The sequence below is a fragment of the Trinickia sp. genome (assembly GCF_035492435.1).
Lineage (GTDB): Bacteria > Pseudomonadota > Gammaproteobacteria > Burkholderiales > Burkholderiaceae > Trinickia.
In genome coordinates, this window is sequence record NZ_DATJJF010000230.1 from 1 (window position 1) to 25,332 (window position 25,332).

Below are 25,332 nucleotides of genomic sequence, written 5' to 3' on the forward strand. Positions count from 1 at the left end.
GCTCCGCTGATGCATCTTGGCGAGCGCAGCGGCAATGTGAATCGCGAGACGAAGGAAGTGCCCTGTTTCGATAGGCTCGCCAAGCAGTCGGCTGAGCGGCTCACCGCCGCCGTCCTCGAGCAACAGCAGCGGCTGCCCGCCATCGTGCACCACTTCTAGCGGGCGCGCTGCCCACGCACTTTCAAGCTCTTCTCTCAGACTGTACTCGTGTGCGAGACGGTCTAGGCCGGCCGGTATGAAATGCTGGCCGGCAACTCGCACCGCCAGCACCGCGCTTTGATGCCCGGGACGCTGCATCCGGTAAAAGGCGCGCTCACCGTCCTCCCATAGCAACTCCACATTCTCTCCCCCAGGCGCGCCCAACGGAGCAGACCAGGCTCAGCTGTTCGCCTCCAGGCTGATTTCCTAGCTTGAAAAGGCCTCAAGTAAATAATAAGACTCGGAAGGTTGATCCGCTAGAGCGGTTGGCGGATGTCGGGTAACAGGTATGAACGAAAGAACGAAAGGGCTGAAATATTCGACCGCCCTATAGCCGTGGCACTCATCCGTGATCCGCATCCCGGATACGAACTTTGCTCCTGCGCACGCACAGCAAATTTTCTTGACGAGAGCCGCGGCCTTCCAGAAACTTTTCGTGAGAAACAGCGCTTCACGGTTAGCCCGTTGTACGAAGAATCGATCAGGCTGGTCGATGCGGGCATTACTTGAAAAACCAGGTGAGAAGCCGCCGAAGTCCTGAATCTGGACGCGACCGATGTCAAGCGACTGCCTGTTTCAGCTGTAGTTTGTTTGTTGGCATTTGCCACCCTTAGATTGCCCAATCGTAAGGAGCTTGACGTGAACAATGGACAAACGCGTAGCGAAGCGGAGGCAGCGACCGGAAGAGCGCGAACGGCCGAGATGAAGCTGGAGGTCGTCGTTATTCCCGTGTCGGACGTCGATCGCGCGAAGCAGTTCTACGCTCGATTAGGTTGGCGGCTCGACGTCGATATAACGAAAGATGATCAGTTTCGGGTTGTACACTTCACGCCTCCGAGCTCGCAATGCTCGGTCCTGTTCGGCAAAGGTGTTACGACAGAAGAGCCCGGCTCAGTGAAGGGGCTCCATCTCATTGTGTCCGACATAGACGCAGCACGCGCAGAGCTTGTCGATTGTGGCGTCGACGTGAGCGAGATTTTCCATGACGTCGGCGGCGTATTTCACCATGCTGGTGAAGAAGGGCGCGTGAGCGGACCGCATCCGGTGCGCAAAAGCTATGGTTCTTTCGCTTCGTTCCGCGATCCCGACGGAAATGGCTGGGTTCTCCAGGAGGTGACCGAACGGCTGCCCGGAAGGGTGGATGCGCACGACACGACATTCGCTTCGCCGATGGAGCTCGCGAGTGCGCTTCGCCGTGCTGCCGCCGCGCACGGCGAGCACGAGAGGCTAACGGGCCAGCATGATGAGAACTGGCCGGACTGGTATGCCGAATTCATCGTCCGTGAACAAGCCGGCGCGCAATTGCCGACGTGAGCGTTCGCGGCAGCTAGCCAGGGCAGGCGGTGAAGAGGACTGACACGTGAGAGTGGGTATTAAGGCAGACGAGGCGGAGATGCCGCCACGCGTTGTCGTGGCCTATCGCTCGCTGCCCGTATCTGTGTTGCCGAAGCGGCGCACGTAGGCCGCGATATAGGCGTCTCGCGCCGGCAGCAGATGGGTTCGACACAGCTCGACGAGCGCAGCCCGATCGCAGGATGCCAGCGCATCGAGCATCTGGTGATGCTCGACGCGAGCTTTTTCCACGTAATGCGGGAATAGTAGCGACGCCTGACGGATCGCGTGCGTACGCCGCTCGTACTCGCGAATCGCCTCGGTGAGCGCCGCGTTGTCCGTGAGTGCGAACAGCGCGCGATGAAAGGCCATGTTTGCACGAAACACGCTACGTAAGTCGCCCGCGGCGACGGCTTCGTCGTGCCTGCGTTGAATGTCGGCAAGTTCGGCGAGACGCTCAGGTGCGATGGGCAGCGTAATACATGCGGCGGCATTGGTCTCAAGAATTTCGCGCACGGCGTAAAGGTCGAGCACTTCGTGAGGATCGTACGATTTCACCAGCGCGCCGAAGTTCTTGCGTCGCTCGATGAGCCCGCGCTGCTCAAGTTCGGCGAGCACTTGCCGGACGACATGCCGTTTCAGTGTGAACCGCTCGCACAAATCGTCCTCGACGAGACGCTCGCGCGGATGCAGCGCACCGAGCACGATTTGTTCTTCGAGCACGTCCGAGACGCGCGCGACGGTCAGCTCGACGTCGCGATCCCGCACTGCGGCAGCGCGCAACCGGTTGCCGGTACGCTTCGTCGAGTGGTCGGGAGGAGGGACGCTATTCATAGGGCTTAAATTGAGGCGAATGGGTGCGCTGACGCTCTCGCGCTGAGCGTCAAGGTGGCAAAGGCCGGACAGTATAGACAAAGACACACGCAGCGAGCTCGCCAAATGGCGGCGCCAGCTCCGGTGTACGTGGTCATGTCTGATTTCCCATTCGCGCATGCCCGCGAATTCCATACCCGTTTTTTATGGTGTCGATCTTGGCACCTTTGCGTTCGCATGCGGCGCACGCAGAAAGTCGAAGTCACAGCCTTTATCGGCCTGCGTAATCGATGTCAGAAAAAGCTTCCGATAACCGCGCAGGTCAGGGTCAGCAACGGGTGCCGCGACCTCCGCAGCCCGGCGTCGCAGCTCGGCATCGTCAACACACATCTCGATCGATCGACGCGATACGCTGAGCCGAATCCGGTCACCCGTGCGCACGAGGCCGAGCGGGCCGCCAATGGCAGATTCGGGGGTCACGTGCAGCACAATTGTGCCTGCCGCCGTGCCGCTCATGCGGCCATCGGAAATGCGCACCATGTCCTTCACCCCTTGTTTCGCGAGCTTTTTGGGAATCGGAATGTAGCCTGCCTCCGGCATCCCAGGCGCACCAACGGGGCCAATGTGTTTGAGCACTAGTATGTCGTCGGCTTCAACGTCGAGTGAAGGATCGTCGATGCGGCGAGCCAGATCTTCGGCGTTCTCGAAAACAACGGCGCGCCCCTCGTGCTCCATGAGTGCAGCGTTCGCTGCCGACTGCTTGATGATCGCGCCGCCCGGTGCAAGATTGCCGCGCAGCACGGCTATACCGCCTTGCGGATAGATCGGCTTGTCGCGGGTGCGCACTACGTCTTGCGCAAAGCTTGCAGGCGCCTCATCGAGCTCTTCGCCTAGCGTGCGGCCCGTCACCGTCAACGCATCCAGGTGCAATAGAGGCTTGAGCTCGCGCAAGACGGTGGTCAATCCGCCGGCTTTATGCAGATCCTCCATGTAATGCTGGCCCGACGGCTTGAGGTCGACCAGTACCGGTGTTTCGCGCGCCATACGGTCAACGGCGTCGAGATCGATATCGATGCCAAGGCGCCCTGCGATAGCGGTCAAATGAATGATGCCGTTAGTGGAGCCGCCGATCGCCAGCAGAACACGCAGCGCATTTTCGAACGCGTCTGGGGTAAGGATTTGATCGGGGCTCAACTTCTTTTCGATCATCGCGACGGCTGTGGTGCCCGTGCGCTCAGCGATGCGGATTCGGTCGGCCGTCACGGCAGGGGCGCTGGCACCGCCCGGCAGCATGATGCCGAGCGCTTCGGCAATGCAGGCCATCGTGCTTGCGGTACCCATCACCGAGCAGGTTCCAACCGTCGGCACAAGCTGGTTGTTGACCTCTTCGATTTCACTCGCGTCGATCTCTTCGCCCCGAAAGCGCGCCCAATAACGGCGGCAGTCGGTGCATGCGCCAACGCGCTCGCCCCGGTGGGAGCCGGTCAGCATCGCACCGGTGACAAGCTGAATCGCCGGCACGCCTGCCGCTGCCGCGCCCATCAGTTGAGCCGGCACCGTTTTGTCGCAGCCGCCGATCAGCACGACGGCATCCATGGGCTGCGCGCGAATCATCTCTTCGGTGTCCATCGACATCAGATTGCGCAGGTACATGCTCGTCGGGTGAGAGAAGCTTTCCGCAATCGAGATCGTCGGAAACTCGACGGGCAGGCCGCCCGCCAACATGACGCCACGCTTCACCGCCTCCACCAGTTGCGGCGCATTTCCGTGACAGGGGTTGTACGCACTGCCGGTATTGGCGATCGCGACAATGGGGCGGTGCAGGGCATCGTCAGTGTAGCCCGCCCCCTTGATGAATGCCTTGCGGAGGAACAGCGAGAAACCTGAGTCCCCGTAATTCGTCAGACCCTGCTTCAAGCCGCTCTGCTTCGTCGGTGTGTTCATAGGGTTGTCGATCACATTATCGATAATGTTGACAACGATCATAGTGGCTTTTATAGTGAGCCGCAACTCAGCAGCCGGTGCCCTAGTTGTTGTGCCCAACGTAGCGGGCTGCGGAAACAAGATGGAGACGAGTCGGGATGAGGAAGCGAGTCGTGCTGTATCGCGCGGTGCCACGCGAAGTTCTCGGGCTGTTGCAAGAGAACCATGAGGTGACGGTCTATGAAGCCGTCAACGAGTCCAACCGCAAAGCGTTCCTGGATACGCTTGGTACGGCACACGGCATCATGGGCAATACGCTCAAGATCACGTCGGACATGCTCGATGCCGCGCCGCTTCTTGAAGCGGTCTCCACCATCTCCGCCGGTTACGACGCTTTCGACGTCGACGCTCTCACACGGCGCGGCATCATCCTTACGAACACGCCCGACGAAGTCACGGAAACGACAGCTGACCTGGTCTTCGCGCTGATGCTGGCTTGCGCGCGGCGTGTCGTCGAGATGGCGAACTGGGCGCGCGGCGGCGCGTGGGTAAAGAGCGTAGGCGAGCCGTACTTCGGCGTCGATGTTCATGGCACCACGCTCGGCATTGTCGGGCTGGGCCGCATCGGCGGCGCAGTCGCCCGGCGCGCGGCGCACGGTTTCGGCATGCGCGTGCTCTACGCTAATCGCCAAGCAAACCGCCAGGCCGAAGACGCTTACGGCGCAGAGCGCTGCACACTTGACGAATTGCTTCAGCAATCCGATTTCGTTTGCACGATGGTGCCGCTGACGACCGAGACCCACCATATGATCGGTGCGCGTGAGTTGTCGCTGATGAAGAAAAGCGCCATTCTGATCAACGCATCGCGCGGGCCTGTTGTCGATGAAAGTGCGCTGATTGAAGCGTTGTCTTCAGCTCGCATTCGCGGGGCCGGCCTCGATGTCTTCGAGCGTGAGCCGTTGCCGGCGGATTCCCCCCTTTATACCTTGCCAAGCGTCGTTGCCTTGCCGCATATCGGATCGGCCACTCGCGCCACGCGTGACGCGATGGCTGCACGAGCCGCAAAGAATCTGATCGCGACGTTGAGCGGGCACAACGTGCCCGCAATCGTGAATCCGAATGCATGGGACATGCGCACGGCGGCGCAAGCAAACCCGTGCGGCAGCGCCGGCGGATAGCCGGCAGGCCGAGCCTACGCGAGCAGAGGCGCGCGCAATGCACTGCTGCCTATCGTGACCGCATCGTTCCCACGCTGTCTGGGCCGTCGTGCACGCGTTCGCTCCTGGCCGGCATTGGGACGGGAAATTACGGGAACCCGGGAGTGCGCTAGCAGTGCGCTTGCCGGGCTCGCGGTTGGCACGGAGATGCCGTGCGCTTGTGTGAGGACTTGCCGCTGTATTTTTGAGTCCGCGTCATAACCTTGAAAAATGAGGACGTCCATGCATCGAGGCTTCAAGCGAACCATCATCGCAGCAGGAGTACTGGCTTACGCGGTAACGAGCGGCGCCTGGGCGCAAGACGCATCGCGCAACTACCCGCAGGACCCACAGGCAGCCGCCGCCATTCAAGAGAACTTGAAGAACATCAAGCTGCCGCCGGGCTTCAAAATCGAGTTATACGCGTTGGTCCCGGGCGCACGCGCCATCGCTGTGGACCCGACCACCGGCACCGCCTATGTCGGCACCCGCAAGAATGCCGTGTGGGTCTTACACGATGACGGCACAGGAAAGGTCGGCCAAGTGACTGAGTTTTCTGCGGCAACGGGCTTCAAAGACCCTAACGGCCTGTGCTTCGCGTCGGACGGCACCTTGTTTGTGGCCGAACTCAACCGGATTGTGTCGTTTACCAACCCCGGCAGCGCCACGCCCACTCAGCATGTCGTGGTGCAGCAGGGTCAGTTGATTCCGGTCGGCGACGAAGCGTACAACCATGGCGCACGGGTGTGTCGCGTGGGCCCCGACGGCAAGCTGTACGTGGCGGTGGGACAGCACTACAACGTGTTGCCGCCGGAGAAATACGAAGCGTATTACAAGGAAGGCATGGGCGCGATCGTGCGCTACAACCTGGACGGCAGCGGTCGAGAAATCTACGCTCATGGCATTCGCAATTCGGTCGGGCTCGATTTCAACCCGAAGGACAAGACGCTGTGGTTTACGGATAACCAGACGGACACGCTCGGCGATGATCGCCCACCCGGCGAATTGAATCGCGCCACGAAGGCGGGCGAGGACTTCGGCTATCCGTTTTACGGCGGTGGCCACGATCGTACTGTCGAATACCAGAGCATGACGCCGCCCGCCGGCGTGATCTTTCCGGAGGTCGACCTGCCGCCGCATGCAGCCGATCTCGGCATGTCGTTCTACGAAGGGACGTCGTTTCCCAAACAATACGTTGGTGGGATTTTCGATGCCGAGCACGGTTCGTGGGTTCGCAAGCATCCGCTGGGTGCGCGCATCATGTTCACGCGTCTGAAGTCTGACGGCCACGCGGGGGGGACCGAAGTCTTCGCGTCGGGCTGGCTCACGGCCGATGGCCAATACAAGGGGCGTCCGGTCGACGTGGAGCCGATGAGGGATGGCTCGCTTCTGGTATCAGACGACTTCGCTAGCGCGGTTTACCGCATCTCCTACGTTGGCAAGTAAGAGGCGAGTGTGCAAAAGATTCTTTTAACCTGCGCTGCATTGCTGACTTTGGCGTCCGCAGCGTCGAGCAGCATGGCGGCTGACATTGTCGCCGGAAAATCCAGGTCTGCGCAGTGTGCGGCCTGTCATGGACCGACGGGGCGCTCAGTGATGCCGCAGGCGCCAAATCTCGCCGGCCAGGACGAGGATTATCTCGCCAAGCAACTGAGGGATTTTCGTTCAGGCGCTCGGCAAGACGAAACCATGTCGGTAATCGCCAAAGCGCTCAGCGATACAGAGATTGACAATCTGGCTGCATACTTTAACGACCAAAAATAGCGTTAACCCATGAGCTCTCGCGGGACTAGCCAGATTCGGAACGAATCGCGACCGGCCGGTCCCGCGCAGTGCCAGAAGGGCAAACAGGAGACGATTATGAAAGTGAAAGCGAAAGCGATTGCAATCGTTGTGTGCTGCTGGTCGATCGCCTCATCCATATCTCAACTCGCCAACGCAGCGACCGATCAGCATGTCTTCACGCAAACCTGCCCAAATGGTGACAAGATTGCGGTGGACATGAACAAGAAGACTTTGGCTTTTACTCGCGACTCGCAAACCTACCATGCGACGTACGACGACGGTTATGCAATCACATGGGCCGCGAACAATCCACCACTACCCTCGGGTGTAAAGGCGATGCCGACGGGTGGCCAGATCGGGACCGATGGCGCCTTCTTCGGTGACGGAGACGTGGACAGCAACGTGGTGTGCCCGCGCGACAATTAACCTGAAGAAATTCGGCCTGTCGCAGGATGGCATTAATGACGTGCCATGTTGGACGTATTGATTTTGAAAGAAAGTTGAATTATTTGTTGTCCTGGTTTATAGGTGCTTACTTGGTATTGATATTCCTACCGAGAAGCGTAGACTAATGAATCGGATGGCTCTGTCATCCGGAAAGCAGATGTTTCCTTGACCTTTTTAAGGAGAACTCTCATGGTATGGGCAACCCCCGCATATACCGACATGCGTTTTGGCATGGAAATCACGATGTACATTGCGAAACGTTGATTTAAGGATCGCTGAAGTCCGGGGTGGCAGAAATTATTACGCCTCCCCGGTAATATTGGCTGGAAAGTGATTTGAAGGTCGCGTGATTTGATTTAGTCATCTGTCGCTTATTTGAGCGACCCGCTTTTACGCCAGACTTCTAATTAGAAGTATTCCCGGCTGACCCGTTGCTCGAACGATCGAAGGTTTCCGATGAAACTAAAGGTGTTGGGCTCGTCTGCGGGCGGCGGTTTCCCGCAATGGAATTGCAATTGCCGCAACTGCGATGGCGTGCGGCGAGGGACGGTGCACGCAACGCGCCGCACGCAGTCCTCGATTGTCGTTAGCGCGAATGGAGTCGACTGGCTGCTCGTCAATGCTTCGCCGGACCTCCTCGCACAGATCGCTGCACATCCCGAGCTGCAGCCCGCACGACACACGCGCGATAGCGGCATCGCCGCGGTTGTGACGATGGACGCGCAGATCGATCACGTCACTGGCCTCTTGATGCTGCGCGAAAACAATGGGCCACTGCCGCTCTACCTCACCGACTCGGTGATGCACGACTTGAGCACGGGCTTTCCCGTGCTCTCGTTACTTGAGCACTATTGCGGCGTAGAGCGGCACCGTATCCCGCTGGATGGTTCATCGTTTGGCATTCCAGCGCTGCCCGGCATACGTATCGAAGCGCTGCCGCTTTCCAGTAAGGCCCCGCCCTATTCGCCACATCGCGAAGCCCCTCAGCGTGGGGACAACATCGGCCTGACATTCATCGATGAAGCTGCGGGCAAGAGCGCCTTTTACGCCCCTGGCCTTGGTGCACTCGAGCCGCACGTGCTCGAAGCGATGCGTGCGGCCGATGTGCTGCTGGTCGACGGCACGTTTTGGACGCCGAACGAAATGATCGAATTGGGGCTATCGAAGAAGACGAGCACGGACATGGGGCACCTCGCGCAAAGCGGTGTCGGCGGCATGATCGAAGTACTCGATTCGATTGAACGCGCTGGCGTTCGCAAAGTGCTGATCCATATCAACAACACGAATCCCATTCTCGTTGAAGACAGTCCTGAGCGGCGTGTCCTGGCGAAGCACGGAATTGAAGTTGCCTTTGACGGCATGGCCTTCGAACTATGAACATGACTTTGGAGGGGCAGGTGAGCGAGCAAAAGGTGGCGTGGACGCGCGAGGAATTCGAAGTTCAGCTCCGCGCGAAAGGCACCGCGTATCACATTCATCATCCGTTCAACGTCAAGATGAATGAGGGTGGTTGTTCACGCGAGCAGATCCGAGGCTGGGTTGCCAATCGCTTTTACTATCAGATCAACATCCCGCAGAAGGACGCGGCGGTGATGTCGAATTGCCCCGATCGCGAAACACGTCGGCGTTGGGTGCTTCGCATCCTCGATCACGACGGTTACGGCAACGATGCGGGCGGCATCGAAGCGTGGGCACGCCTGGCGGATGCGGTTGGCCTCTCGCGCGATGAGCTGTGGTCACTGAAACAGGTAACACCCGGGGTGAAATTCGCCGTCGACGCCTACGTCAATTTCGCGCGTCGCGTGCCTTGGCAGGAGGCGGTGTGTTCCTCGCTCACTGAAATGTTCGCGCCGCAGATCCACAAGGACCGTCTTGCGACGTGGCCCGCGTGCTATCCGTGGATCGAAGCCGATGGCCTCAGTTATTTCCGTTCACGTATTTCGTTGGCGCAACGCGACGTTGAACACGGGCTCGAGGTGACGCTCGACTACTTCAAAACACGCGAGCAGCAAGAGCGTGCGCTGGATATTTTGCAGTTCAAGCTCGACATTTTGTGGTCCATGCTCGATTCGATCGAAAAGGCATTTCCGCGATGAGAACGCTCAAGCTTAATCCCGTCTATCGCCTGCAATGGGAGCCGGTGCAGCATGCCCATGTGCTGCTCTACCCCGAAGGCATGGTGAAACTGAATGAGAGTGCCGGAGAAATTCTCAAACGCTGCGACGGCACACGTGATCTCGAAACGCTCATCGATGAGCTCGAAAAAGCTTTCGATGTTCGTGATCTGGGCCACGATATCCGCTCGTTCATCGCGCATGCTGAGGAACGCGGGTGGCTGGAGCCCACAACATGAGCGACGCCAGTGCGATTGCACCGCCGCTATGGTTGCTGGCGGAATTGACGTACCGCTGTCCGCTGCATTGCGCGTTCTGCTACAACCCGGTGGACTACGCCCATCACAACAGCGAACTGACCACCGAGGAATGGCTCGATGTGTTCCGCCAAGCGCGTGCGCTGGGTGCGGCGCAACTGGGTTTCTCAGGCGGCGAGCCGCTCTTGCGAGATGACCTCGAGGTGCTGGTCGGCGAAGCTCGCAAGCTGGGCTTCTATACGAACCTCATTACATCAGGCATCGGTCTTACCGATGCGCGTTTGGCGGCATTGAAGGCAGCGGGCCTCGATCACATTCAATTGTCGTTCCAGGATTCCACGAAGGAACTCAATGACTTTTTGAGCAGTACGCGCACATTCGATCTCAAGCACCGCGTAGCGAAATCGATCAAGCAGCACGGCTTCCCGATGGTGCTCAACTGCGTGTTGCACCGTTACAACCTGCCGCACGTGGACAAGATCATCGACATGGCGCTTGAGATGGGGGCCGAATACCTGGAGCTGGCCAATACCCAGTACTACGGTTGGGCGTATGAAAACCGCGCGCAATTGATGCCGACTGCCGAACAATTGCGCGATGCCGAAGCGGTGGTCGAGCGTTATCGCGATGAGATCGGTTCTCGCTGCAAGATTTATTTCGTGGTGCCGGACTACTTCGAAAAGCGGCCCAAGCGCTGCATGAACGGTTGGGGTTCGGTATTCATCGCCGTTGCTCCCGATGGCGCGGCGTTGCCCTGCCATGCGGCACGCTCGTTGCCGGGTTTCAAGTTCCCGAGCGTCAAGGAAGTGCCGATGCGAGCAATCTGGTACGAGAGCGATGCATTCAACCGTTTCCGCGGCGTCGAGTGGATGAAGGAGCCGTGCAGGAGCTGCGAGGAAAAGACGACGGATATGGGCGGCTGCCGCTGCCAGGCGTATCAGATGACGGGGGATGCGGCCAATGCAGACCCGGTTTGCGATAAGTCGCCGATGCACGACAAAGTGATTAGCGTTGTGCGCCGAGCCGCATCGAGGCCCGAATCCGACGAACATCCGATCGTGTTCCGCAGCGATGCGAATTCGCGGTTATTGAGTGAGCGCATTGCGAAGCAGAAGACAACCGGCTGAATATATTTTCGTGGCGTGAAGGGCACGGACAAGGTGCGCACGCCCCAGAACGGTCCTTCGACGCAGCGCGTAGTCAAGGGCCACTTCCAAGGTGCAACGTCCGGTACTACAGTCAGTCGGTGGGCAAGTGTTCGACCATGCAGTCATCCGCAGCCCATCGGTTGCGCGCTTCAACCTCGGTGATCTCGCGCGCCGCATTGTCACTGGATGCTGACCCGCTGATGCGCGTCATGCATCACGTCGTGAAATTCTGCTCAAGCCACTCAAGCCACTTGAGGCTCGAACGGAAACTGCTTGATCTCGCCGCCGCGCGCCACCACCACCGTGCTCTCCGGAATCTCCTGCCACCAGCCCGGCAAATCGGCGAGCGGCTCCGACAGAACCAGAAACGCATCCTGACCGGCCATCGCGATGCGCGGATCGTCGGGATACAACTCGTGCAGGTGATGGAACGACGTGTTGTGAAAGAGCGAGCGTGACTGCCTTTCGCTCGAATAGCGCACCGTGACGATTTGCTCGCCGTCGGTTGCGCAGACGGTCATGTTCAGCGGTTCATCCACGCCGTGGCGGCGGCCGGTTTCCTCGACGAACGCCACCATCCGTTCGAGCGCGGTGACCGGAGCCGACTCCAGGCCGAAGGTCATTGCGAGCAAGAACAGCACTTCTGAATCGGTCGAGCCTTCGATCGATGGGAACAGCTCGGGGTCGATCGCGACCATCAGATCGCGGCGCACCGCCGGATAGTTGCGCACCAGTCCGTTGTGCGCGAACAGCCAGCGGCCATGACGGAACGGATGGCAGTTGGTTTCCTGCGACGGCGTGTCGGTCGCCGCGCGCACGTGCGCGACGAACATCGGTGAGTGGATCGCCCGCGCCGCTTCGCGCAGATTGCGGTCGCTCCAAGCGGGCTGGATGCAGCGGTAGCGAAACGGAATGTCGGCCGGATGGCCGTACCAGCCGATCCCGAAGCCGTCACCGTTGGTGGTCGTGTGGCCGAGCCGCGAATGCAGGCTCTGATCGATCAGCGAATGCTTCGCATTGAACAGCACCGTTTCGAGCTGAAGCGGATTGCCGGAATAAGCGAGCCAGCGGCACATGAGATGTCTCCTGTCGGATACGCTTCGATTTGGCGACCGGTTGCAGTGTCGCGATCGGGATCAGGAATTCGGAGAAACCGGTCAGCATGATCTGCACGCCGATGCACAGCAGAAACGACGATACACGCATTGCCACCTTGATGCCTTGCACCCCGAAGTAACAGACGAAAATCACCGCGCTCACGAAGAATATCGTGGCCGAACCACTGCATGACCCACGTCGGACAATTGCGCTACGGTGTACTCGCTTCACTGACGAACTACTCCGCGAACGCAGTCCGCCTAATGGTTTTCGACAAGGAATGCATGTACGAGACGGGGCAGCGCACCGACAGCCACGGCGCCTCACCTCGCCCGGCGGACGGCTCTCAGCTTCCCGCTGTTTCCGCCACCGCAGAAGAACTGATCGCCGCCGTCGGACTCGAGCCCCGACACGCACACTCCCGCCGGCATCTCGACCGAATCCAGAACCTCTCCCGTTCGAGGATCGATTCGCCGCAGGTCGCTGCTGTCGCCTTCCCACGTACCGTGCCAGAGCTCGCCGTCGACCCACGTGACGCCGGTGACGAAGCGGCTGCACGCAATTGTGCGAAGAATCTCCCCCGTTTGAGGATCGATTTGATGAATCTTTCGGTCGCGATACTGGCCGACCCACAGCGTCCCTTCGGCCCACGCGAGCCCCGAGTCGGCGCCACCACCGGGCGCCGGGATCGTGGTGATCACACGGCCCGTCTGCGGGTCGATCTTCTGAATGCACGCATCGGAGATTTGAAACAGGTGCTTGCCGTCGAAGGCCGTTCCCGCATGCGCGGCGACATCGAGCGAGCGCACGGTGTTCCCGGTTGCGGGATCGAGTGCGTTTAGCTTGTCGCCGGCAGCAAACCAGACTTGTTGACCGTCATACGTGACCCCATGCACGCCGTCGACACCGGGAAAGGGCCCATATTCGCGGATGATTTCGGCCGCTGAACGTTTCATGGTTCTACCCTGGTTACTTGTAGTGGAGACCCCATCCTAATCAACCGGGAGCGGAGCGGGGAGTAACAAGGTCGTCGCGAATCCCGGTACGGGCGGCGTCATCCATCGACGGGCTCGCCCGCGACCGAACGACTGCGCCTTGTTGTCCGCCGCGAGTGAGTCGAGTGCGCGCTGCACGGTGCGCTGGCTCGCGCCGAGCGCCAGCGCGAGCGCCGAACTCGACCACGACTCGCCGTCCGCCAGACAGGCGAGCACCGCCGCGTGCTCCGCCTCGACGGGCCGCGCCAGCACAGCGACCTCGCGCGCGTCGCGTGGCACCAATCCAAACCCCCGTTTTGTCGCGCTGACCCCGGCTAGCCTCCCAAGCGCGGCGCGCAACCGTCCGATTTCGACTCGCAGGCGCGCGCGATGCGATTCATCGGCATGCTTTGTCCGAAATGCCCGCGCGATCAGAGCGTCCCTTGATATGTCGGCCGGCCATGCTTCGGCGAGCGCGCGTGCGAGCGCGAATAGAACCGGACGCCTCGCGAGCGACACCGCCGTGCTTGCGTCACGTATGACAAGACGGCACGCGTCGACGACAAGCGCCTTCGAAGTCAACAAGGCTTCGACCTCGTCGAGCAGCAGCGGCCGCTCCTCGCCGTGCCCAATGAGGCGCGCCGCGGGTGTGTTCAGCACAGCCGATACGCTTTCGACCTCCGCCGTTAGCGCAGGGATGTCGGCGTGGCGGGCGGCACGCTCGGCACGCTCAAGCGCAGCGCGCGCCGTTCCGGTCGCGAGGCGACGGATCGCGATTCCCGAGACAACCAGCTCATGGGCAGCGCTCAACGCGGGCGGCAGATGCGCGGGGTCGAGCTGGGCGAGCATTGCCTCGGCCTCGTCGAGACGTCCGATCAGCAGAAGGCGCCGGACCTCCAGGTATCGCGCATGCGCCGCGTTCACCATGTCGCCGTGCGCTTCGAGCATTGCCCGCGCCGCGTCGAGCGCCTTCGCGGGCCAGCCGAGGTCACGTGAGACGAGTGCGATCTCGGCTTCGGCGACGACGCATCTCGCGCGGGCTACGGCGTCTTTCGGACCGAAGGCACGCGCCGCGCTACGCACGAGAACCTTCGCCCGCTCGAGATCGCCGAGCTGCGCCATCGCGATGCCTCGAAGCGCAAGCGCAGGTGCGTCGTCGCGCAACGCGACTCGGTTCAATGCGCCGAGGGGATCACCCGACGCAAGCGCGCGCGCGGCGGCTGTGATCAGCGCGTCCATGCCGATTCAAATCACGCCACACTTGTCACTCCCACCGTTGGAAGCCCGAAACTAATCTAACACAGGACTACCAACCTGCTCGCCGTGTCGGGAACTGAACGGACGGCGCGGAACAGCCGACGGAGGGACACATGCGCGTTGCGGAAGGAGCCCTGACATGATCTGGATCTATCGCAACTCATGCAACAGCAGCGAGATCCGTACTGAAAAGGGACATGCTGTCGCCCTCAATGTTGCTGAATGGCTAACCCTCGCGGCCGCGCCGACTTTTGCAATCATGGCGCTGTTCACGGGTGTTCTCGGCGATGCGCGGACGGATATCCTCTGCTCGGAACATACATCGCCATTCAGCGGAATGATCCCGATGTATTGGCTGATGAGCGCCTTCCATCTCGCGCCTTGGCTCAGGCTCATCTCCCGTTGGCGAACCGGCGCCACGCAGCAGGGCCTCCCAAGCACAAGGGGGAACGAGCCAGGGCGTTCGTTAAACGGCAGCTCATCTCCAGACAATGAATCCCGTCACACTTGTCACTCCCACCATTCGACGTCTGGCGACTAAAACTATCTCATGACCCACAGCGAGCTTGTCGGCGCTGAACGGCATCGCGTTCCGGCCCGAAGACAATCGAGATCGCTCTAATTCTGAGGTTGCAATGACCACGATTACCTCGCCTGATAACGGCCGTAAAGAAGGACAGCACACCATGAACACGCCACCGATTGTGTCGCCCCAAGAGTGGGAGGCTGCACGCGAGCAGCTTCTCGTCAAGGAGAAGGCCTTGACCCACGCCCGTGACGCATTGGCCGCCGAGCGACGGCGGATGCCCTGGGTGGCCGTTGAAACCGCGTATGTGTTCAGTGGGCCGGAGGGCGAAGCGAGCCTGCTCGACCTGTTTGATGGTCGCCGCCAGCTGATCATCTATCGCGCCTTCTTCGAGCCTGGCGTGCACGGCTGGCCGGAGCACGCCTGCATCGGCTGTTCCATGGTGGCCGACCATGTCGCCCACCTTGCCCATTTGAACGCCCGCGACACCACCCTCGTGTTCGCCTCACGCGCTCCCCAGGCTGACATCGCGCGCCTGAAGGCTCGGATGGGGTGGGAGATCCCCTGGTACACGATCACCGACAGTTTCGACGCCGACTTCGGCGTGGACGAGTGGCACGGGCACAACGCGTTCATCCGAGACGGCGAGCGCGTGTTTCGCACCTACTTCATCAACAGCCGTGGCGACGAAGCGATGGGCACCACTTGGAGCTACCTCGACATGACGGCGCTCGGGCGTCAGGAGGCGTGGGAGGATTCGCCGGAGGGGTATCCTCAGAGCCGCCCGTATAAGTGGTGGAACTGGCACGACAGTTACGTCCCTGGCGCCGCGCCTGACCGGAAGTGGGTCGAGGTGTCAGATGCCGGCGAGGCCGCTTTTCGGAGACGCGACGGTGATGAAGTACAGCACCCATAATTCGCATCGCCCCGATGCATGCGCACCTGCCTGCGTCGAGCCGGACTCCCTGTTAGCCTTGCTTTGGCGTCTCGAGCGCGAACTGGACGTGGCTCCGATTCGCGTCGCGCGTTGCGTGTATCGAGCCTGCGCGCTGCCATCACCTCACGCAACATCCCAAACACTTTAGGAGAACGAATGATCGTCGAACTGCGCATCTATCACTGTGCCCCGACACGGTTGCCCGCCTTGCTCGACCGATTCGAGAACACGACGCTCGACTTTTTTGCGAAGTACGGCATTCGCCAGATCGGTTTCTGGACGACGTTGGTCGGGCCGGACAATCAAACGCTCACCTACATGCTCGAGTGGGAAAGCATGGCCGAGCGGGAGCAGAAGTGGAATGCGTTTCAGGCAGACCCCGAGTGGATAGCAAAGCGGAACGCAAGTGAGGCCGAGAAGCGAATTGTTCTGCGCATCGAGAATCAGTTGCTCGCGCCGACCACCTTTTCGGCGTTGCGTTAGCGAGGGGGCTTAACGCGAGAAATATTCGGCTGCTGCGTGTGCCCCCTGATCAGATGGAAAAATGGCTGACGCCGCATGCCTGTCAGCCGTGCAGCAGCGTAGAGCTGAAGAGCCACGGATGGGCGCCACGCGACGACGGTGCGCTTGTGTATTCTACCAACGGGCAAATGCCGTTCACGGTTCGTGCAGTTGACCAAGGCCCGTGCACGTGAAGTCGACGAGCAGCAGGGTCGATAGCGTGGGCTCAGCCTCGCGAATCGGATTGAACCCTGGCAAACACAATAAATAGAAACTTTGCGTTTAGACGGACGATTTTGTCTATTTCAAAGGGAAACAAAAGCTGAGCCAATGATTTATTGAAAGTCCTCTACCATAATCCATGTTTAAAGGGTTTGTCCATCGGTGAAGCTGCGAATCACAAGATGCCAATCCTTCTCTACGCTTGGTCTGCTTGTACTTCCGTTGAAATATGTTCAATTCATCACATTCGGTCGTCGTTCTGATAAGGAAACATCCGCGGGCGAATAGAACATAAATCAGCACAAGGATGCGTTGATTGCCTTCAATCAAGCTAAAAAAAGCCTTCGATAGGCTTTCTGTTTGCGCGCCAGCGTAAGCCACGCCATGGTGTGAACAATGAGAGAGGATGATGCCGCTCTTCACCTATTGGCCTGGATGACGAGTCGATCGAATTAAACGCATCGACTCGTTCGAAGTACCCGACCGTCGTGGCCTAAATGGCGGAGACTGTTTCGGCAGCGACTATCAACGAGATGTTGCCCCGATTTGGGGAATTCTGTTGCGCCGTGGCGGCCATGTTTTGGGTCATTGTCTTTAAGGCGGTTTACATTTAAGTTCGGAATCCCTCAATTTGTAGAGGGGAGGGTCTAACTTGCATTTAAAATCACCGCTGATTTCTTAATGTGCAGTATCATTTTCGTGGTCGTAAATAAAGCGCGGACAGAATGCGAGCTGCGGTCCGTACGGGTGTTCGTGAAAATAAATAAGGAGACTCATTATGACGGGAGACGGCGTTAGTCGACGCGAAATACTGGCACTGATGGGGGGGATGGCCACTCTGTTGTTGGCGGACCGAGCCGAGGCCAGTCCAATCAACTCCGACCAGACGATGTTTACCCTGCCCAGCGATATTAAATTCGTCCCGGAGGGAGTGGGAGCGCCGCCGAAGAGCGTCGAGACTGCTCTCCTTTACGGCAATCCCGCGAAGGAAGGCATTTACTACGCGCTGATACGCTGGTATCCGGGCTACATGAGTGCGCCCCATAGCTATGCGTCGGACCGTTTGTGCGTCGTGCTGTCCGGCACCTGGTGGGTCAATAGCGGTGCGGACTTCGATCCCGAACACACAGTGCCAGTGCCGGCTGGTTCCTTCGTGCGACGCGTAGCGCGGAGCTGGCATTACGACGGCGTCCGCCGCGGCGAAGCTGAACCTGCGCTCATTGCCATCTGCGGGATCGGCCCGGTGGACCGCCGGTTGGCGGAGCTGGACAAACCTGGGGTTCGGGTCGTATAACCGGCACATCGGATCGGGGAACGGTATGCCGGTCGGGTTCCCCGGCCACCCCAATGAGGTCGCTTCGCAGTCGTTGTGGTTTTTGTCGCGGTGGCTGCCTGGCGCCTCTAGGGTCCTAAAACTCGCGGCCGCCCGGGCTCGCCGATAGGGCCCTCAAGCGCGGAACGATCCCAGTTGCCCAGATCAGCCGCTGCGCGGTACGTACAGTCAAGAAACGCCAACAGGGTGCGTTCCGGATCACCTGAAGTCCGCACGGCTTCGTAGGGAAGCAGGAATTCGCCGAGGCCTTCATCGAAATAGGCACCCTTCGGAAGCGGCGCGGCGTCCGAAAATCCTTTCTCGGTGGGATAGGAATAAGAGTAATAGGCAGGAAATTCGATTTGAGGCCCTCCGGGCCAGAATCCCGCCGACGACACTTCATGGCTGTAGGCCTCGCGCGTAACGTCATCGGGCAATCCTGGTATCCCGCCGGGATGAACTGGGGCACGACGTCCGGAGAATCGAGTGACGGCGAGGTCAAAACTCCCCCAGAACAAATGGATTGGGCTGACTTTCCCGAGAAATCCCGTCCGGAACCGCTCGAACACAGTGTGGCTCGCAACCAGTGCCCGGAAAAACCGCTCGACGGCATCGGCGTCGTAAGGACGCATTCGACGGTCTTCGGCAAACGGCACTGCGTCGGCAATCTCGTTGGGCCGGCCGTGAAATGCGGAATTGCCCCCGAGCAGGCGGATCAGTTCGATGAACTTGCTATGAAACTCCGCTACGGACATCGGCATGAGCGAAAACTGCGCGCGGCGTCCGTCTGCGGACTTTGCGACGAGCGCGTGACGGACCAAATCAAATGCGACTTCAATCCCTGCTGCGTCGGGGATCAGCGACGTGGTCAGTCCGCATGCGTTGACGTAAAGCGTTGCGTGCCAGGAGTGGTTGATCCAGGGCGTTCGTGCCAGCCTGTATTTGCCAACGATCTGTGTGTAGAGATGAAGCGCATTACACGTCTCATGCCACGTCTGAAATGGGATATCGGGCCAATTCGCGAACATGTCGTCTCCTTCATGTCACATGTAGACCGTACGGCTTCTACCATGCTGCACGCTCGTGCAACACGCATCAGCGTTGCCGCATATCGCCCGCGATCGTCGTCCTTAGTATGGGAGTGCTGCTACACCGCGGTCAACATTGGACGTGGCGAAGCGCACGCGTGATTCGTACAATCCCAGGCGGAAAACTATGCAGAGGCGCGACAGGCGGATGCCGGTTGCGGGAGCATGTAAAAAGTCCCTACGCCGGCGACCCGAATAAGCGAGTGCGCGTCACTTCTACGTCTGCACACCACGGCTCGAACGGGTCACCTCACGCTTGCGATTCGTATGTTCGGACGCAAGCCTTGATTGGCGCTCAGCACTCCACATCTCGAGCAACGCTCGCGTCTGCATACGCACGGTTGATTTGATGAACTCGCTCTTCGAGGCATCAATTTCAGTCCAACCGAACATCTGCAGCGCTGAGCGGGGCGATGCATGGAAAACGACGAGTTGGCCGTTCAAAAGCATGACGCGCATCAGCGTAAGAGGATCGCGTGCCCTCGTGCCGCCGATTCTCGCGACGAGCTCGGCGCAAATCCGGTTCAACGGTTCACGCAGCCCTTGCTGCAGGACCTCAGATGCAATAGGCGGCTCTTGCCCCATCTGTTCGCGAGCGAAGAAGAGCCGTTTCAAGGGCGTGCCGAGCGAAAGAAACATCTTGTCCGCCATCGCTTCCTGAACGGCGAGGAATGCCTCGATGAGCGCAGGCGTGTCCTCCATCTCGTTGGCTTTCGAGGCTTTCTTTGCATCAGCGAGCACTTCCGAAGCACGCCGCATGACGGGCTCGAAATGCGCCCGTGCAGCGTCCACCATGTGCTCTGCGCAGGCGCGATAAACGCCTTCCTTATTCTCGAAGTAGTACTGCAGCGCGGGCGCATTGACGCCCGCTCGTGACGCGATATCACGCGTCGACGCGGCGGCGAAACCGCGCTCTCCAAATAGTTCGATCGCAGCGTGAATGATGCGCAAACGCGTCTCGTCGCCGCGTGCGTAGCCGCCCTCCGCCGGACGGCGAAGGCGCTTCCCTTCGCTCATGTCTATTAGTACCCCTTCCAATTTTCAGGCCAAAGGATGGCACAAATATACCGGTTGACATAGTTATTCCAGATGGAATAAATTTCTCCGGCCCTCTGCCTCCCCAAGGAGATCCTTTGTATGTCCGTAACCGTAGGCGCTTCGTCGCCCGGCCAAGCCGAGCACAACTCGCCTAGCCCCGAGCCGCGGCGGGCCAAGCCGCGAAAGCGTCCATTGCTGATCGCACTCGTCGTTGCGCTTGGCATTGCCGGCGGTGCCTGGCTTGCCCATTGGTGGTTGGTGGGGCGTTTCGTCGAAAGCACGGATGACGCGTACCTTCGGGCCGACGACGTTGCAGTCGCGCCGAAAGTGAGCGGCTACGTCGCCGAGGTGTTGGTGGCGGGCAACCAGGCGGTCTCAGTGGGCACGCCGCTCGTGCGGCTTGACACGCGACAGTATCAGGCATCGGTCGACGAAGCACAGGCAACGGTCGATGCGCGCGAGGCCGACCTTCAACATGCCGAGGCCGACCTGCGAGAGCAGCATGCAAAGGTGGCGCAGGCGCAAGCTGAAGAGCAGGTGGCGCGCGTGGCGCTTAAGCGCGCCGACGACAACGTGCGCCGGTATGCGCCGCTTACGGCGACGGGTGCGGAGACGGCGGAACGCCTCGCTGATTTCACGAGTACGCGAGATGAGGCACGCGCAACGCTTGCATCCAACGCGGCGGCGGTCCGTTCGGCTGAGGCTCAGATCGCGGCGACGGCAGCGCAGATCGCACAATCGCGCGCGCAAGTCGAAGCGGCACGCGCCAGTCTGCAGCAGAAGCAGCTCGATTTGCGCGACACGACGATCTATAGCGCAATCGCAGGCCGCATCGGCGATCGTACAGTGCGCGTTGGGCAATTCGTTCAGCCGGGTACGCGTCTCTTGACTGTCGTGCCGGTGCAACAACTGTACCTTGAAGCGAACTTCAAGGAAACTCAGGTGGGGCGCATGCGAGTCGGTCAACCGGCCACGCTGCATGTCGACGCGCTCGGCAGTGTCGAGCTGCATGGCGTTGTCGACAGCTTCGCGCCCGGGACAGGCGCCGAGTTCGCGCTCCTGCCGCCAGAAAACGCAACGGGCAACTTCACGAAGATCGTGCAACGCGTGCCTGTGCGAATTCGCCTCGAGGCCGGCCCCGAGACACAAAGCGTACTGTTGCCGGGACTTTCGGTGACGGTCGACGTCGATACGGGTTCGGCACGGGACGACAAGCGCATCGCGGCCGAGAATCGACATGGCTGAGTCGTCGTCGATTGCGACGGCGGGCGCAGCGGCCGACACCGAACGCGCTAGCGCGGCTGACTGGATCGCCGTCGCTGCGGGTTCGCTGGGCGCCTTGATGGCGACGCTCGACATTTCGATCACGAATTCGGCATTGCCGCAAATCCAGGGCGCCGTGGGTGCGACGGGTACGGAGGGCACCTGGATTTCGACCGGCTACCTGATGTCCGAGATCGTCATGATTCCGCTCGCGGCATGGCTCACGCGCGTCTTCGGCCTGCGCAATTTCCTGCTCGCTAACGCAGGGCTCTTCATGGTTTTCTCGATGATGTGTGGGGCGTCGCACTCGCTCGCGTGGATGATCGTCGGGCGCATCGGTCAGGGCTTCGCGGGCGGCGCGATGATCCCGACTGCGCAGACCATCGTCCGTACGCGGCTGCCTCGCACACAGCTGCCGGTCGGCATGACGATATTTGGCCTGATCGTGTTGATCGGCCCTCTGCTCGGTCCCGTGGTCGGCGGATGGCTTGCCGAGAACGTTTCATGGCGATGGTGCTTCTTCATCAATCTGCCCGTTTGCGTCGCGCTCACCACACTGCTGATCGTGGGGCTCCCTCCCGAAGCACCGCGTTGGCATGATTTCATCAAGGCCGACTGGATCGGCATCGCTGGTCTCTCGGTCGGTCTTAGCTCGCTCACCGTCGTGCTTGAGGAAGGGCAACGGAATCAATGGTTCGAATCGCAGGAAATCGTCATCTTGAGCGGGCTGGCGGTCGTCGGGTTCATCCTCATCGGTGTCTCGCAGATCGTCGCTGAGCGGCCGATCATGCGGCTCTCGCTCTTGCGTAACGCGAACTACGCGAGCGTCATTCTCATTGTGTCCGCCATTGGTGCGGCACTTTACGGTGCAGCCTATCTCGTACCGCAGTTCCTCGGCATCATTTCCGGCTACGACGCTGAGCAATCGGGCATGATCATGCTGTATGTGGGCCTGCCTGCGTTTGTCATGATGCCTGTGCTGCCGCGGTTGCTCATCAAGGTTGATTTTCGTTTGCTCGTTGTGACCGGGCTCGTTTTGTTTGCCGCCAGCTGCCTGCTCGATACGACGCTCACGGCACAAAGTGCCGGCGGGGATTTCGTTTGGTCTCAGCTGTTGCGCGGCGTCGGCCAGATGCTTGCGATGATGCCGCTCAATCAGGCTTCGATGGCGTCGGTCTCGCGAGAAGATTCGGGCGATGCCGCGGGGCTCTTCAATATGGCCCGCAATCTCGGCGGCTCGATCGGGCTTGCGATCATCGGTGTCTTGATCGATCGGCGCTCCGCGTTTCACGTGGACGCCATTCGCGAATCGCTGACGGCCAATTCGGTTGTCGGACAGCAGCGCATTGCGGCCGGCGCCGCCAATTGGTTTGTTCAAATGGGCGACATGGCCTACGCCAAGATGCGCTCGCTCGGTCAGCTTGCCAGGCAGATTCAGGTTCAGGCCTCCGTCATTACCTACTCCGAAACCTTTTATGTGCTTGCCATCACACTTCTGGCCTGCATCCCACTCGCGCTTTTATTGAGGACTCCTGCGCGATCGTCGGGCGCTCCGCGATCCTCGGTCCACTAACGATCAGGACTCCTGAATAGTGATGAAGACGCAGATTCACCGTTTGTTTTCCTTCGTTCCGCCGCTGGCAGCCGGCTCGGGCACCAGCATTGCTGTCGGTATTGTTGCCTCGGTTTCGGTGCTTTCCGCATGCACGGTGGGGCCGAACTACCACGGGGCGCCGCCGGTTGCCACCGATGCGGTTCATGCGGCGTCATTCGTTCGCACGCCAGCGGCTGGTGTCGCAAGCGGGCCGGCGCCCAATGCGTGGTGGCGTGCATTCGGCGATTCTGATCTCGATGAATTGATCGATGCCGCGTTCGCTGACAACCCCGACTTGCATGCGGCCCAAGCACGGCTTCGCGAAGCGCGTGCGCAACTGAGCCGGCAACATGCCGACGCGCTGCCGCAGGTAAGCGCCGATGCAGCCGCGCTGCGCGTGCGCCAACCTGATGTTGGCGCGTTGGCACCGTCGGGCAGCAGTGGTGGAGGGCCGCTTCAGCTTTATGTGGCAAGCCTGCAGGCATCGTGGGAAATCGATCTTTTCGGCGGAACGCGGCGTGCCGTCGAGGCGGCCTCGGCGCAGGCGGATGCGGTGGATGCGGATCTCGCGGACATGCAAGTGGCGCTTGCGGCCGAAGTGGCGCAGGCCTATATCGACCTGCGCGACGAGCAGGAGCGGCTTGCTCTTGCGCGCGATACGGCACAAGTGCAACAGCGCATGCTTTCGTTGACCGAGCAACGGCGCACGCGGGGCACGGCGGCCGACGTGGATGTCGAACGGCTCACGAGCCAAGTCGAAACCACGCGGGCGACACTCGTGACGTTGGATGGGCAGATTGCCGAAGCGCTCGACCGCCTCGCCGTGCTAACGGGCCGGCCGCCCGGCGCGCTCGATGCCAAGCTTGCGCCAGCACAGCCGCTGCCTGCACTGCCGGACTCGGTGCCTGTCGGCGACCCGGCGGCGCTGCTGAGGCAACGTCCGGACATTCGGTCTGCGGAGCGTTGGCTAGCGGCGAGCAACGCGCAAATCGGCGAACACATCGCCAACTATTTTCCAAAGCTGACGCTATACGGGGACCTCGCCTTCACGGCAGCCGACCCTGGGCATCTCTTTCGAAAAAACAATTATGCGTGGCTGGGCGTACCGTATCTGCAATGGGATTTGCTCGACTTCGGGCGCACGGCCGCAGATGTGCGAGGCGCAAAAGCTTCGCGCGACGAGGCGCGTGCCAAGTACGAGCACGCCGTGCTGACGGCACTGCAAGACGCCAATGCTGCGCTGTCTCGTTACGGCCACGAACGCGAGCATCTGGTTCGCCTCGAAGCGGTGCAGCGTTCGGCGGATCGCGCCTCCGCTCTCATGCAGGAGCGTTTCACCGCTGGCGTCGCAACGCTCATCGACCTTCTCGATACGCAGCGCACGGCGTTCTCGGCGCAGCAGGATGTCGTCGCGGGCCAGGCCGAATTGTTAAAGGATTTCGTGCTGATTCAGAAGAGTCTCGGACTCGGATGGCGCAGGTCGTGATCTTCAAATGCGAAGGATGCGCTCGATCGTCATCCTAATGATCGGCCGCGGCTAAACAATTGTGGCTGAACGTCTCGGCCGATTCGCGGCGTGCGGCCATGAGGCATCATTCACCTGTACGGTCGGGCGGATGCTTTAGCGGCGGCTTCGCGCAAACGAGCTGCTTCGATTCCATGCCTGCCCATCTCATCAGCCACACGCTATCGAATAAACATCTAAAGGTGGAGCACATGTACATTCCCGCCCATTTCAATGAGCCTCGTACCGAAGTACTGCACGGGCTGATCACACAGAACCCGTTGGGCAGTCTGATCACGCATGGAAAGAGCGGACTGGACGCCAACCACATTCCGTTCCAACTGATCGTTGGTGCGGAGGGATTGGGAGAGTTGCATGCGCATGTCGCACGCGCAAATCCTGTATGGCAGGACGTCGCCAACGGCGATGAGGTCCTTGTAATTTTCCGTGCGGGCGATGCCTATATCTCGCCGAGCTGGTATCCAAGCAAGCATGAGTTTCATAGGCAAGTGCCGACCTGGAATTACATCGTCGTGCACGCATATGGACGCATTACTGTTCGCGATGACGAAAGGTTCGTACGCGGCGTGGTTGGTCGGCTGACACGCACGCACGAGGCATCGCAGCCCAAGCCGTGGACTATGAGCGAGGCACCGAAGGAATACATCGATACGTTGGTCAAATCGATCGTTGGTCTACAGATTGACATCACGCGCTTGGTTGGCAAAAGCAAGCTCAGCCAGGACGAGGAAGTGCGCGATATGAGAGGCGCAGGTGAAGCGATCGTGGCTCGCGGGAGCCATTT

Annotated in this window: 26 protein-coding genes and 2 pseudogenes; 19 read left to right on the plus strand and 9 right to left on the minus strand. The window is 60.3% G+C overall.

Features of this window, described 5'->3' with window-relative positions; genetic code table 11:
* Positions 1-339, minus strand: a 339-nt coding sequence (locus VL598_RS16675) for a hypothetical protein (RefSeq protein ID WP_325327834.1), incomplete at its 3' end; no start/stop codon positions are given.
* Between the two features lie 498 nt (positions 340-837).
* Here VL598_RS16675 and VL598_RS16680 point away from each other — a divergent pair.
* Entirely contained in the window at positions 838-1,512 is a 675-nt protein-coding gene (locus VL598_RS16680; protein ID WP_325327835.1) for a VOC family protein, read from the plus strand.
* Positions 1,513-1,614: 102 nt separating this feature from the next.
* On the opposite strand, the gene VL598_RS16685 is transcribed toward VL598_RS16680, so the two are convergent.
* Together VL598_RS16685 and VL598_RS16690 are read right to left on the minus strand one after the other, a co-directional pair.
* Positions 1,615-2,364 (minus strand): GntR family transcriptional regulator, encoded by a 750-nt coding sequence (locus tag VL598_RS16685; protein ID WP_325327836.1) that lies wholly within the window; start codon positions 2,362-2,364, stop codon positions 1,615-1,617.
* 183 nt (positions 2,365-2,547) lie between these two features.
* Entirely contained in the window at positions 2,548-4,287 is a 1,740-nt protein-coding gene (locus tag VL598_RS16690) for an IlvD/Edd family dehydratase (protein ID WP_325327837.1), read from the minus strand.
* Positions 4,288-4,424: 137 nt separating this feature from the next.
* Here VL598_RS16690 and VL598_RS16695 point away from each other — a divergent pair, with 137 nt between their 5' ends.
* The 9 genes from VL598_RS16695 (at position 4,425) to pqqE (ending at position 11,192) form a co-directional block, all read left to right on the plus strand.
* Positions 4,425-5,444, plus strand: coding sequence for a D-glycerate dehydrogenase (locus tag VL598_RS16695; protein ID WP_325327838.1), 1,020 nt, complete (start codon positions 4,425-4,427; stop codon positions 5,442-5,444).
* A gap of 261 nt (positions 5,445-5,705) precedes the next feature.
* On the plus strand, positions 5,706-6,908 hold the full coding sequence (locus VL598_RS16700; RefSeq protein ID WP_325327839.1) for a PQQ-dependent sugar dehydrogenase: 1,203 nt from the start codon (positions 5,706-5,708) through the stop codon (positions 6,906-6,908).
* A 9-nt stretch (positions 6,909-6,917) separates the two neighbouring features.
* On the plus strand, positions 6,918-7,226 hold the full coding sequence (locus VL598_RS16705) for a c-type cytochrome (RefSeq protein WP_325327840.1): 309 nt from the start codon (positions 6,918-6,920) through the stop codon (positions 7,224-7,226).
* A gap of 96 nt (positions 7,227-7,322) precedes the next feature.
* The gene (locus VL598_RS16710; RefSeq protein ID WP_325327841.1) at positions 7,323-7,673 is read left to right on the plus strand and encodes a hypothetical protein; all 351 of its coding nucleotides are present in this window, start codon (positions 7,323-7,325) and stop codon (positions 7,671-7,673) included.
* A gap of 210 nt (positions 7,674-7,883) precedes the next feature.
* The gene (gene pqqA, locus VL598_RS17045) at positions 7,884-7,958 is read left to right on the plus strand and encodes a pyrroloquinoline quinone precursor peptide PqqA (protein ID WP_414718740.1); all 75 of its coding nucleotides are present in this window, start codon (positions 7,884-7,886) and stop codon (positions 7,956-7,958) included.
* A gap of 192 nt (positions 7,959-8,150) precedes the next feature.
* Positions 8,151-9,071, plus strand: coding sequence for a pyrroloquinoline quinone biosynthesis protein PqqB (gene pqqB, locus VL598_RS16715; protein WP_325327842.1), 921 nt, complete (start codon positions 8,151-8,153; stop codon positions 9,069-9,071).
* Positions 9,068-9,790, plus strand: coding sequence for a pyrroloquinoline-quinone synthase PqqC (pqqC, locus tag VL598_RS16720; protein WP_325327843.1), 723 nt, complete (start codon positions 9,068-9,070; stop codon positions 9,788-9,790). The genes pqqB and pqqC overlap by 4 nt, the downstream gene beginning before the upstream one ends.
* Positions 9,787-10,047, plus strand: a complete 261-nt coding sequence (pqqD, locus tag VL598_RS16725; protein ID WP_325327844.1) for a pyrroloquinoline quinone biosynthesis peptide chaperone PqqD — start codon at positions 9,787-9,789, stop codon at positions 10,045-10,047. Before pqqC ends, pqqD begins: the two co-directional genes overlap by 4 nt.
* Positions 10,044-11,192, plus strand: coding sequence for a pyrroloquinoline quinone biosynthesis protein PqqE (gene pqqE, locus VL598_RS16730; RefSeq protein WP_325327845.1), 1,149 nt, complete (start codon positions 10,044-10,046; stop codon positions 11,190-11,192). The genes pqqD and pqqE overlap by 4 nt, the downstream gene beginning before the upstream one ends.
* Before the next feature lie 263 nt (positions 11,193-11,455).
* Here pqqE and VL598_RS16735 read toward each other — a convergent pair whose 3' ends face one another.
* The 4 genes and pseudogenes from VL598_RS16735 to VL598_RS16750 all read right to left on the minus strand — a co-directional run bounded on the left by VL598_RS16735 (position 11,456) and on the right by VL598_RS16750 (position 14,524).
* Entirely contained in the window at positions 11,456-12,289 is an 834-nt protein-coding gene (locus VL598_RS16735) for a class II glutamine amidotransferase (RefSeq protein WP_325327846.1), read from the minus strand.
* A 37-nt stretch (positions 12,290-12,326) separates the two neighbouring features.
* Positions 12,327-12,443: pseudogene (locus VL598_RS16740) on the minus strand (MarC family protein); the annotation flags it as partial.
* Between the two features lie 191 nt (positions 12,444-12,634).
* The gene (locus VL598_RS16745; protein ID WP_325327847.1) at positions 12,635-13,267 is read right to left on the minus strand and encodes a DUF6923 family protein; all 633 of its coding nucleotides are present in this window, start codon (positions 13,265-13,267) and stop codon (positions 12,635-12,637) included.
* Between the two features lie 36 nt (positions 13,268-13,303).
* The gene (locus VL598_RS16750; protein ID WP_325327848.1) at positions 13,304-14,524 is read right to left on the minus strand and encodes a helix-turn-helix domain-containing protein; all 1,221 of its coding nucleotides are present in this window, start codon (positions 14,522-14,524) and stop codon (positions 13,304-13,306) included.
* Between the two features lie 157 nt (positions 14,525-14,681).
* Between VL598_RS16750 and VL598_RS16755 the strand changes: the two genes are divergently transcribed.
* The 5 genes and pseudogenes from VL598_RS16755 (at position 14,682) to VL598_RS16775 (ending at position 18,022) form a co-directional block, all read left to right on the plus strand.
* A complete protein-coding gene (locus VL598_RS16755) occupies positions 14,682-15,083 on the plus strand; it encodes a hypothetical protein (protein ID WP_325327849.1) in 402 nt (133 codons plus the stop codon).
* Between the two features lie 94 nt (positions 15,084-15,177).
* Positions 15,178-15,984: a DUF899 domain-containing protein gene (locus VL598_RS16760; protein WP_325327850.1), complete on the plus strand. Its 807-nt coding sequence runs from the start codon at positions 15,178-15,180 to the stop codon at positions 15,982-15,984.
* A gap of 177 nt (positions 15,985-16,161) precedes the next feature.
* Positions 16,162-16,488 carry an NIPSNAP family protein gene (locus VL598_RS16765; RefSeq protein WP_325327851.1) on the plus strand — a complete coding sequence of 109 codons (327 nt, stop codon included), beginning with the start codon at positions 16,162-16,164 and terminating at the stop codon, positions 16,486-16,488.
* Positions 16,489-16,541: 53 nt separating this feature from the next.
* Positions 16,542-16,719, plus strand: a pseudogene (locus VL598_RS16770) (recombination-associated protein RdgC); the annotation flags it as partial.
* A 787-nt stretch (positions 16,720-17,506) separates the two neighbouring features.
* Positions 17,507-18,022: a cupin domain-containing protein gene (locus VL598_RS16775; RefSeq protein ID WP_325327852.1), complete on the plus strand. Its 516-nt coding sequence runs from the start codon at positions 17,507-17,509 to the stop codon at positions 18,020-18,022.
* Positions 18,023-18,129: 107 nt separating this feature from the next.
* Here the strand turns inward: VL598_RS16775 and VL598_RS16780 are convergent, their stop codons facing one another.
* Entirely contained in the window at positions 18,130-19,068 is a 939-nt protein-coding gene (locus VL598_RS16780; protein ID WP_325327853.1) for a DUF5996 family protein, read from the minus strand.
* Between the two features lie 276 nt (positions 19,069-19,344).
* Positions 19,345-20,145, minus strand: coding sequence for a CerR family C-terminal domain-containing protein (locus VL598_RS16785; protein ID WP_325327854.1), 801 nt, complete (start codon positions 20,143-20,145; stop codon positions 19,345-19,347).
* A gap of 120 nt (positions 20,146-20,265) precedes the next feature.
* On the opposite strand from VL598_RS16785, the gene VL598_RS16790 reads away from it, so the two are divergent.
* From VL598_RS16790 to VL598_RS16805, 4 genes are all read left to right on the plus strand, one after another.
* Positions 20,266-21,411: an HlyD family secretion protein gene (locus VL598_RS16790; protein ID WP_325327855.1), complete on the plus strand. Its 1,146-nt coding sequence runs from the start codon at positions 20,266-20,268 to the stop codon at positions 21,409-21,411.
* Positions 21,404-23,002 carry an MDR family MFS transporter gene (locus VL598_RS16795; protein ID WP_325327856.1) on the plus strand — a complete coding sequence of 533 codons (1,599 nt, stop codon included), beginning with the start codon at positions 21,404-21,406 and terminating at the stop codon, positions 23,000-23,002. The genes VL598_RS16790 and VL598_RS16795 overlap by 8 nt, the downstream gene beginning before the upstream one ends.
* Positions 23,003-23,024: 22 nt before the next feature.
* Positions 23,025-24,509, plus strand: a complete 1,485-nt coding sequence (locus VL598_RS16800) for an efflux transporter outer membrane subunit (RefSeq protein ID WP_325327857.1) — start codon at positions 23,025-23,027, stop codon at positions 24,507-24,509.
* A gap of 230 nt (positions 24,510-24,739) precedes the next feature.
* Positions 24,740-25,332, plus strand: a 593-nt coding sequence (locus tag VL598_RS16805; protein ID WP_325327858.1) for an FMN-binding negative transcriptional regulator, incomplete at its 3' end; no start/stop codon positions are given.

What these genes read in the sequence shown, in the direction of transcription:
- pqqE (WP_325327845.1), top strand. Translation starts at nt 10,044, where the DNA reads ATGAGCGACGCCAGTGCGATTGCACCGCCGCTATGGTTGCTGGCGGAA.
- VL598_RS16735 (WP_325327846.1), bottom strand. Translation starts at nt 12,289, where the DNA reads ATGTGCCGCTGGCTCGCTTATTCCGGCAATCCGCTTCAGCTCGAAACG.
- VL598_RS16790 (WP_325327855.1), top strand. Translation starts at nt 20,266, where the DNA reads ATGTCCGTAACCGTAGGCGCTTCGTCGCCCGGCCAAGCCGAGCACAAC.
- VL598_RS16710 (WP_325327841.1), top strand. Translation starts at nt 7,323, where the DNA reads ATGAAAGTGAAAGCGAAAGCGATTGCAATCGTTGTGTGCTGCTGGTCG.
- VL598_RS16685 (WP_325327836.1), bottom strand. Translation starts at nt 2,364, where the DNA reads ATGAATAGCGTCCCTCCTCCCGACCACTCGACGAAGCGTACCGGCAAC.
- pqqC (WP_325327843.1), top strand. Translation starts at nt 9,068, where the DNA reads ATGAACATGACTTTGGAGGGGCAGGTGAGCGAGCAAAAGGTGGCGTGG.
- VL598_RS16795 (WP_325327856.1), top strand. Translation starts at nt 21,404, where the DNA reads ATGGCTGAGTCGTCGTCGATTGCGACGGCGGGCGCAGCGGCCGACACC.
- VL598_RS16775 (WP_325327852.1), top strand. Translation starts at nt 17,507, where the DNA reads ATGACGGGAGACGGCGTTAGTCGACGCGAAATACTGGCACTGATGGGG.
- VL598_RS16765 (WP_325327851.1), top strand. Translation starts at nt 16,162, where the DNA reads ATGATCGTCGAACTGCGCATCTATCACTGTGCCCCGACACGGTTGCCC.
- VL598_RS16745 (WP_325327847.1), bottom strand. Translation starts at nt 13,267, where the DNA reads ATGAAACGTTCAGCGGCCGAAATCATCCGCGAATATGGGCCCTTTCCC.
- VL598_RS16780 (WP_325327853.1), bottom strand. Translation starts at nt 19,068, where the DNA reads ATGTTCGCGAATTGGCCCGATATCCCATTTCAGACGTGGCATGAGACG.
- pqqD (WP_325327844.1), top strand. Translation starts at nt 9,787, where the DNA reads ATGAGAACGCTCAAGCTTAATCCCGTCTATCGCCTGCAATGGGAGCCG.
- VL598_RS16800 (WP_325327857.1), top strand. Translation starts at nt 23,025, where the DNA reads ATGAAGACGCAGATTCACCGTTTGTTTTCCTTCGTTCCGCCGCTGGCA.
- VL598_RS16700 (WP_325327839.1), top strand. Translation starts at nt 5,706, where the DNA reads ATGCATCGAGGCTTCAAGCGAACCATCATCGCAGCAGGAGTACTGGCT.
- VL598_RS16690 (WP_325327837.1), bottom strand. Translation starts at nt 4,287, where the DNA reads ATGAACACACCGACGAAGCAGAGCGGCTTGAAGCAGGGTCTGACGAAT.
- pqqB (WP_325327842.1), top strand. Translation starts at nt 8,151, where the DNA reads ATGAAACTAAAGGTGTTGGGCTCGTCTGCGGGCGGCGGTTTCCCGCAA.
- VL598_RS16755 (WP_325327849.1), top strand. Translation starts at nt 14,682, where the DNA reads ATGATCTGGATCTATCGCAACTCATGCAACAGCAGCGAGATCCGTACT.
- VL598_RS16750 (WP_325327848.1), bottom strand. Translation starts at nt 14,524, where the DNA reads ATGGACGCGCTGATCACAGCCGCCGCGCGCGCGCTTGCGTCGGGTGAT.
- VL598_RS16695 (WP_325327838.1), top strand. Translation starts at nt 4,425, where the DNA reads ATGAGGAAGCGAGTCGTGCTGTATCGCGCGGTGCCACGCGAAGTTCTC.
- VL598_RS16760 (WP_325327850.1), top strand. Translation starts at nt 15,178, where the DNA reads ATGACCACGATTACCTCGCCTGATAACGGCCGTAAAGAAGGACAGCAC.
- VL598_RS16785 (WP_325327854.1), bottom strand. Translation starts at nt 20,145, where the DNA reads ATGAGCGAAGGGAAGCGCCTTCGCCGTCCGGCGGAGGGCGGCTACGCA.